The sequence below is a fragment of the Mycobacterium sp. 050134 genome, assembly GCF_036409085.1.
Classification (GTDB): domain Bacteria; phylum Actinomycetota; class Actinomycetes; order Mycobacteriales; family Mycobacteriaceae; genus Mycobacterium.
Genome location: NZ_JAZGLV010000036.1, coordinates 22,795 through 29,618 on the forward strand (window position 1 = coordinate 22,795; position 6,824 = coordinate 29,618).

Here is a 6,824-nt window from a genome sequence, read left to right on the forward strand (position 1 = left end):
GGAGGCTGCTATGGAACCGAGCGGCACCGGCGCCGCCAGAGTTCCACGCCCCGTGCGATCCGCCGTGGCGGCGGTGTGTCACCGCCGCAAAACCGCGAGCGAACTCCGCGCTCCGCCCTCAGCCCGGAGCGCGCGTGCCTGCCGCACCCACCTTGCCGCCCGTCGTCGCGCAGCTCGCGCATCCGTCGGGTCTACCCACTTTGGGCGGGCCGCCAAACTATGGGAACCCCGCAGGATCGGTGCCGCCCAATTGGCGGAGCCCGACAAGGTCAGCCCCCGTAGGGCGGAGCGCCGACCCCCGCGACCGAATGCGTGCCCCACGGGGTCATTTCCACGATGCGCGCCGGCGCGTCGCGCTCACCCACACTCAGCGTCACCGTGCGAGCCTGCTGTAGCACCTCAGCCGGCAAGGGCTGCGACGGGAGCGCGGAAACAGTTCCCTGCCAATGGTATTGGCCATCGAGGGGATCGAGACGACCGGTCAGCCGCGCGCGCACCGGATGCGCAACGCCGGCTACGGTCAGCGTGGCGTCACCGTCGTAGGCGCGGTCCTCGATCCAGTCGGAGGTCAGGTCGAACGCCTGGGGGAGCGCGGTCGCCGGGCACAAGCAGGCGCGCTCGTTGAACACCCGTTGGCTGCTGCGCCGAACCTCGATCCGGGTGCCCGCGGTCTGGTGCAGGACGCGCACGCACCCGGCGACGTATCGGGCCTGCGCGCGCGGGTCGGGGCCGGTGAGGAAGAAGTAGTTAGGGAAACCGTGCACGGCGACCCCGAAGTAGGGCTCCATGCCGTCTTCCCACGCCCGTCCGATCGTCACCCCGCCCAGGCCGACCAGCGTTCCCTCGGGAATACCATCCGGGATCACGAAGCCCGTGCCGTAGACGATGGCGTCGGCGCGGTGGTCGACACCGTCGCTGGTGACGATGCCCGACGGGGTGACGTGGGCGATCGGCGACCGCGCGAGCCGGGGTGCCGGACGTGCCGCCACCGGCCGGATGCGCCGGCGCACCCAGCGCCGCGTGCGGGTCGCCGCCGACGGCAGCTCGTCAACGATCCGGCGAGGCGCATGTGCGAAGACGGTCACCGAGGCGGCCGATACCGTCAGCCGCCCCAGGTGATGACCCGCGGCGGAATCGGCGCCGACGACCGCGACGCGTTTACCTGCCGGATCGAAATCCGGGTCCCACCGCGCCGCGTGGAACGACCTTCCACGAAACTCCTTGCGCCCGGGCAACTCCGGGATCCACGGGACGAAGGGTGGCGGGTTTGCCGCGATCACGATGCGGCTCCACACCGTCTCGCCATCGGCAATCCCCAACCGCCAGGTGTCGGTCTCCTCGTCGAACGTGCTGTCGCGCACCTCCTCGAGGATCTGCACGTCCGGCACGCCGGCGGCCCGCAGCTTGGCCGCGGCCGCCTGACCGGCCGGCCCCGCGCCCACGACGGTGACGTGCCGGCCGGCCCCTGGCGGGCTGGACACGGGGGTCACAGAAACCTGCTGCGCTTCCACCCACGGCGCGCGATCGGGCCCATGAGGCCCACCTCGGTCAGAAACGCCGCCAGGGGCGCGAACCCGGCGACCTGCATCTCGCGCCGGTGCGGGCTGCTGCGCGCGATCGCCCGCGCCCGCTTGGCGTCCAGGCCGGTGCGCGCGTAAGGGATTGGATTGCTAAACAAGTAGTTGAAGAAGTAGCCGCCGAGCCCGTTGATGTTCGCCATGAACCATCGGTTCACCCGCGGCATCTCGGCGACGCGCTTGCGCGCGCCGTCGCGGGCGAACTGGATGTGGCGCGCCTCTTCGGTGACGTGGATCCGCATGAGCCGCTGGATGATTGGCTGCAGCTCCGGGTCGTCCATCATCTGCCGCTGCAGCGAATCGAAGATCTCTTCGCCGATCAGGGCGGCCACCCAGAGCATGGAGCCGCGCTGGAAAGCCAGCGGCAGCGCGTTGATGATCATGCGGTGGAATCGCCGGGGCCGGACCGGCTTGGCGCCGATGCGCTCGATGGCCTTGCCGAACATCACCATGTGGCGGGTCTCGTCGCCCAGCTCGGTCAGCTTGTAATGCGTCGACCGGCTGGTCGGATCCTCGTGCAGGATCGTCCGTAGCAGTGCCTGGTTGAGCATGTTCTCGAACCAGATCCCGGCAGACAGGGTGTTGACCAACTCCTGACGGGACAGTTCGATCTGTTGTTCGCGGGACATCTCGTCCCACATCGGGGTGTCGTACAACGACACCAGTCGCGGCGGCAGGTAGAACTTGTCCGGGTCCAGCGGGGCGTCCCAGTCGATGTCGACCACCGGCTCGTAGGACTTTTTGACCGACCCTTTCAGCAGACGTTCGGAGAATTCCTCACGGCTGGGCCCACTCGCTTTCACCGCAGCGGTCATGCTGGTGTCCCTTCATTGGGTGCTCAGGCGATACCCATGGTACCGGGTACTTTGGGACCCGACTAGGCCTTTGATATTTCGATTCGGCAATCTGGCGGGAACACCGGCGGGCGGCAGGAGAGTGGAGTGGCTCGGCACATTCACGTCATCGGCATCGGCGTGGGCGACCCCGATTACCTGACCATCCAGGCGATTCGGGCGCTCAACGACACGCAGGTGTTCTTCGCCATGGACAAGGGCGAGGCCAAGGAAAACCTGGTGGCGCTGCGGCGGGAGATCTGCGCCCGGTTCATCGACGAGCCGGGGTACCGGTTTGTCGAGCTGCCCGACCCCAAACGGTCGGGCGATGCGGACTACCGCGAGGCCGTCTCCGAATGGCACTCGGCGCGCGCCCGGCTGTGGGCGTCGGCGATCCGCGATGAGTTGGGTCCCGACGGTGTGGGCGCCTTCCTCGTCTGGGGGGACCCGGCGCTGTACGACAGCACGCTGCGCATCCTCGATGCGGTGGGGGCCGAGGTGGATTTCACCTATGACGTCATTCCCGGCATCACCGCCGTCCAGGCGCTGGCGGCGCGCCACCGCATTCCGCTCAATGAGGTCGGGGAACCCGTACTGATCACCACGGGCCGGCAGCTACGCCGCCATGGCTTGTCAGGGTCCGCCGTCGTGATGCTCGACGCCGACTGCTCGTTTGAGGCGTGCCCGGCCGGCACCTCGATCTGGTGGGGCGCCTATCTGGGTGGCGACGACGAGCTGCTGGTGGCAGGCACCGTCGGTGAGGTGGGTGCGCAGATCGTGGCGCTGCGCGCCGAGGCGCGGGCCCGGCACGGCTGGATCATGGACACCTATTTGCTCAGAGCGGCAGACTGAACGGGTGCCCGAACTTCCCGAGGTCGAAGCGCTGGTCGACCACCTGCGGCGCCACGCCGTCGGACTGATGATCGGCCGCGCCGACGTCGCCGCCTTCTCCGTCCTCAAGACCTTCGACCCGCCGATCACCGCGCTGCACGGACAGGAGGTGGCCGGCGCGCAGCGGTGGGGCAAATACCTGGGGTTGCGCGCCGGCGACCTGTGGTTGATCGCTCACCTGTCCCGCGCCGGGTGGTTGCGCTGGTCCGACAAACTGGCCGCGGCGCCGTTGCGGCCCGGTAAGGGCCCGATCGCGCTGCGCGTGCACCTCGGCACGCCGGGCGAGGCACCCGGCTTCGACCTGACCGAGGCCGGGACCCAGAAGCGGTTGGCGGTGTGGCTGGTGCACGATCCCGGCCAGGTGCCGGGCATCGCCGCGCTGGGCCCCGACGCGCTGGAACTCGGGGTCGAGGACCTGTCCAGGCTGCTGTCCGGCAACTCCGGCCGGATCAAGAACGTGATCACCGACCAGAAGGTGATCGCGGGGATCGGCAACGCGTACAGCGACGAGATCCTGCATGTGGCCAGAATTTCGCCGTTCGCGACGGCGGGGAAGCTCACCGACGGGCAGCTCACCACGCTGCACGACGCGATGGTGTCCGTGCTGCGTGACGCGGTCAGCCGTTCGGTCGGTCAGGGGGCGGCCACGCTGAAAGGGGAGAAGCGATCGGGGCTGCGGGTGCACGCCCGCACCGGGATGCCGTGTCCTGTCTGCGGGGACACCGTCCGCGAGGTTTCGTTCGCGGACAAGTCTTTCCAGTACTGCCCGACATGCCAGACCGGCGGCAAGGTGCTGGCCGACCGGCGGATGTCGCGCCTGCTCAAGTAGTCGCCCGGGCGTCGACTCGTTGCGCCGGAGGTCAACATCGAGCCCAGCAACCCCCGCTGGCAACGCACTGGATATGCTGCCCGCGTGACCCGGCAGAAGATTCTCATCACCGGTGCCAGCTCCGGCCTGGGCGCCGGCATGGCGCGCGCCTTCGCCGCCAAGGGCCGCGACCTGGCGCTGTGCGCCCGGCGTACCGATCGGCTCGATGAGCTGAAAGCCGAACTGGTGCAACAATATCCGGACATCAAGGTCGCCGTCGCGGCGCTGGACGTCAACGACCACGAGCAGGTGCCGAAAGTGTTCGCCGAGCTCAGCGACGAACTGGGCGGCATCGACCGCGTCATCGTCAACGCGGGCATCGGCAAGGGGGCCCGGCTGGGCTCGGGCAAGCTGTGGGCGAACAAGGCGACCATCGAGACCAACCTGGTGGCCGCGCTAGTCCAGATCGAGACCGCGCTGGAGATGTTCCACAAGAGCGGGGCGGGGCACCTCGTCCTGATCTCCTCGGTGCTCGGCAACAAAGGGGTGCCGGGCGTCAAAGCCGCTTACGCCGCAAGCAAAGCCGGGGTGAGCTCACTGGGCGAGTCGCTGCGCGCCGAATACGGCAAAGGCCCCATCAAGGTGTCGGTGATGGAACCCGGCTACATCGAGTCCGAGATGACGGCCAAGTCGAACAGCACGATGTTGATGGTGGACAACGAAACCGGCGTCAAGGCGCTCGTCGATGCGATCGAGCGGGAGCCGGGCCGCGCCGCCGTGCCGCGCTGGCCGTGGGCGCCGCTCGTGCAGGTGATGCGGGTGCTGCCGCCCCCGCTCGCCAAATGGTTCGCGTGATCGGCTCACTGATCCGCCGCGAGCGTGCGCGTTTGTACGCGACACGCCGCGAAAGCGCGTACAAGTGTGCACGCTCGCGCGCAGATAATCAGCTGGTGCGGCCTCTTTCGGCGCGGTAGCGACGCACGAGCGCGTCGGTGGAGCTATCGGACTGCGGGTCGGGTGAGGCGTCGCTGGTGATCACCGGCAGCAGCGCCTTGGCCTGCGTCTTGCCCAGCTCCACACCCCACTGGTCGAACGAGTCGACGCCCCAGACGGCGCCCTCGGTGAAGACCTGGTGCTCGTAGAGCGCGATCAGCTGTCCCAGCACCGACGGGGTGAGCCGGTCGGCGAGGATCGACGTGGTCGGGCGGTTGCCCGGCATTACCTTGTGCGGAACGATTGCCTCGGGCGTCCCCTCGGCGGCGATCTCCTCGGCCGTCTTACCGAATGCCAGCACCTGGGTCTGGGCGAAGAAGTTGCTCATCAGCAAGTCGTGCATGCTGCCGTCGCCCTCGACGGTGGGCAGGTCATCGAGCGGCTGGCTGAACCCGATGAAGTCGGCCGGGACCAGCCGGGTGCCCTGGTGCAGCAGTTGGTAGAAGGCGTGCTGCCCGTTCGTTCCCGGCTCACCCCAGAAGATTTCACCCGTGTCGGTGGTGACCGGCGTGCCGTCCGCGCGGGTCGACTTGCCGTTGGACTCCATGGTCAGCTGTTGCAGGTATGCCGCGAAGCGCGCCAGGTCGTTGGAGTACGGGAGCACAGCCCGCGACTGCGCGCCCATGAAGTTGGAGTACCACAACCCGATGAGGCCCAGGAGGACCGGCGCGTTGGACTCCAGTGGGGCGGTTCGGAAATGGCGGTCGACGATGTGGAACCCGGACAGAAAGTCCGCGAAGGCGTCGCGCCCGATGACGGCCATCACCGAGAGGCCGATCGCCGAATCGACCGAATACCGTCCGCCGACCCAGTCCCAGAATCCGAACATGTTGTCGGTGTTGATGCCGAAGTCGTCGACCAGGCGTTTGTTGGTCGAGACGGCCACGAAGTGCTGGGACACCGCCGAGTCCCCGAGGGTGTCGGTCAGCCACCGCCGGGCGGCGGTCGCGTTGGTCAGCGTCTCCAGGGTGGAGAACGTCTTGGACGCGACGATGAAAAGAGTTGTGGCGGGCTCTAAGTCGGCGAGGGTGGCGATCAGGTCGGCGGGATCGACGTTGGAGACAAAGCGCGCAGAGATCCCCGCGTCCGCGTAGTGGCGCAGCGCCTGGTAGACCATCACCGGGCCGAGGTCCGACCCGCCGATGCCGATGTTGACCACGGTCTTGATGCGCTCACCGGTGGCGCCGGTCCACTCCCCGGTGCGCAGCCGGTCGGTGAAGTCCCCCATCCGGTCGAGCACCTCGTGCACGTCCTCGACCACGTTGTGCCCGTCGACCACCAGTTCGGCGTCGCGGGGCAGCCGCAGCGCCGTGTGCAGGACGGCGCGATCCTCCGAGGTATTGATGTGCACCCCGGAGAACATCTGGTCGCGGAGCTCTTCGACGTTAGCCGCGCGAGCGAGATCGGTCAGCAGCCGCAATGTTTCTCGGGTGACACGGTGTTTGCTGTAATCGATGTACAGGTCGCCGACCGTGAGGGTGAGTTCGCGCCCGCGATCGGGGTCGTCGTCGAAGAACTGGCGTAGGTGCGTCTCGCCGATTTGCTCGTGATGCCTGCGCAGGGCGTCCCACGCCGGGGTGGCGGTGATGTCGGGGATGGTTCGCACGGAGGTCATGGCTCCGAGCCTAGTGACGGTCGCGAGTGCGGCGCAGCCGGACGCTGCGGGCCGTCACGGTTGTTTGAGTGACGGTCGCGAGTGCGGCGCAGCCGGACGCTGCAGGC

General features: G+C 68.2%; 6 protein-coding genes and 1 pseudogene. 4 read left to right on the forward strand and 3 right to left on the reverse strand.

Annotation, left to right across the window (positions count from 1 at the left end; genetic code table 11):
- Positions 1-269 precede the first annotated feature (269 nt).
- Together SKC42_RS26430 and SKC42_RS26435 are read right to left on the reverse strand one after the other, a co-directional pair.
- The gene (locus SKC42_RS26430) at positions 270-1,244 is read right to left on the reverse strand and encodes a DUF4873 domain-containing protein (RefSeq protein WP_330967198.1); all 975 of its coding nucleotides are present in this window, start codon (positions 1,242-1,244) and stop codon (positions 270-272) included.
- A 242-nt stretch (positions 1,245-1,486) separates the two neighbouring features.
- A complete protein-coding gene (locus tag SKC42_RS26435; RefSeq protein ID WP_330967191.1) occupies positions 1,487-2,392 on the reverse strand; it encodes an AurF N-oxygenase family protein in 906 nt (301 codons plus the stop codon).
- 126 nt (positions 2,393-2,518) lie between these two features.
- Here SKC42_RS26435 and cobF point away from each other — a divergent pair, with 126 nt between their 5' ends.
- The 4 genes and pseudogenes from cobF (at position 2,519) to SKC42_RS26455 (ending at position 4,964) form a co-directional block, all read left to right on the forward strand.
- Complete coding sequence (gene cobF, locus SKC42_RS26440) at positions 2,519-3,262, forward strand: precorrin-6A synthase (deacetylating) (protein ID WP_330967192.1); 744 nt, start codon at positions 2,519-2,521, stop codon at positions 3,260-3,262.
- 4 nt (positions 3,263-3,266) lie between these two features.
- A pseudogene (locus tag SKC42_RS26445) lies at positions 3,267-3,509 on the forward strand (DNA-formamidopyrimidine glycosylase family protein); the annotation flags it as partial.
- A gap of 153 nt (positions 3,510-3,662) precedes the next feature.
- Positions 3,663-4,130, forward strand: a complete 468-nt coding sequence (locus SKC42_RS26450; RefSeq protein ID WP_330967199.1) for a zinc finger domain-containing protein — start codon at positions 3,663-3,665, stop codon at positions 4,128-4,130.
- Between the two features lie 84 nt (positions 4,131-4,214).
- The gene (locus tag SKC42_RS26455) at positions 4,215-4,964 is read left to right on the forward strand and encodes an SDR family oxidoreductase (RefSeq protein WP_330967193.1); all 750 of its coding nucleotides are present in this window, start codon (positions 4,215-4,217) and stop codon (positions 4,962-4,964) included.
- A gap of 88 nt (positions 4,965-5,052) precedes the next feature.
- Here SKC42_RS26455 and pgi read toward each other — a convergent pair whose 3' ends face one another.
- Positions 5,053-6,717: a glucose-6-phosphate isomerase gene (pgi, locus tag SKC42_RS26460; protein WP_330967194.1), complete on the reverse strand. Its 1,665-nt coding sequence runs from the start codon at positions 6,715-6,717 to the stop codon at positions 5,053-5,055.
- Between the last annotated feature and the right edge of the window lie 107 nt (positions 6,718-6,824).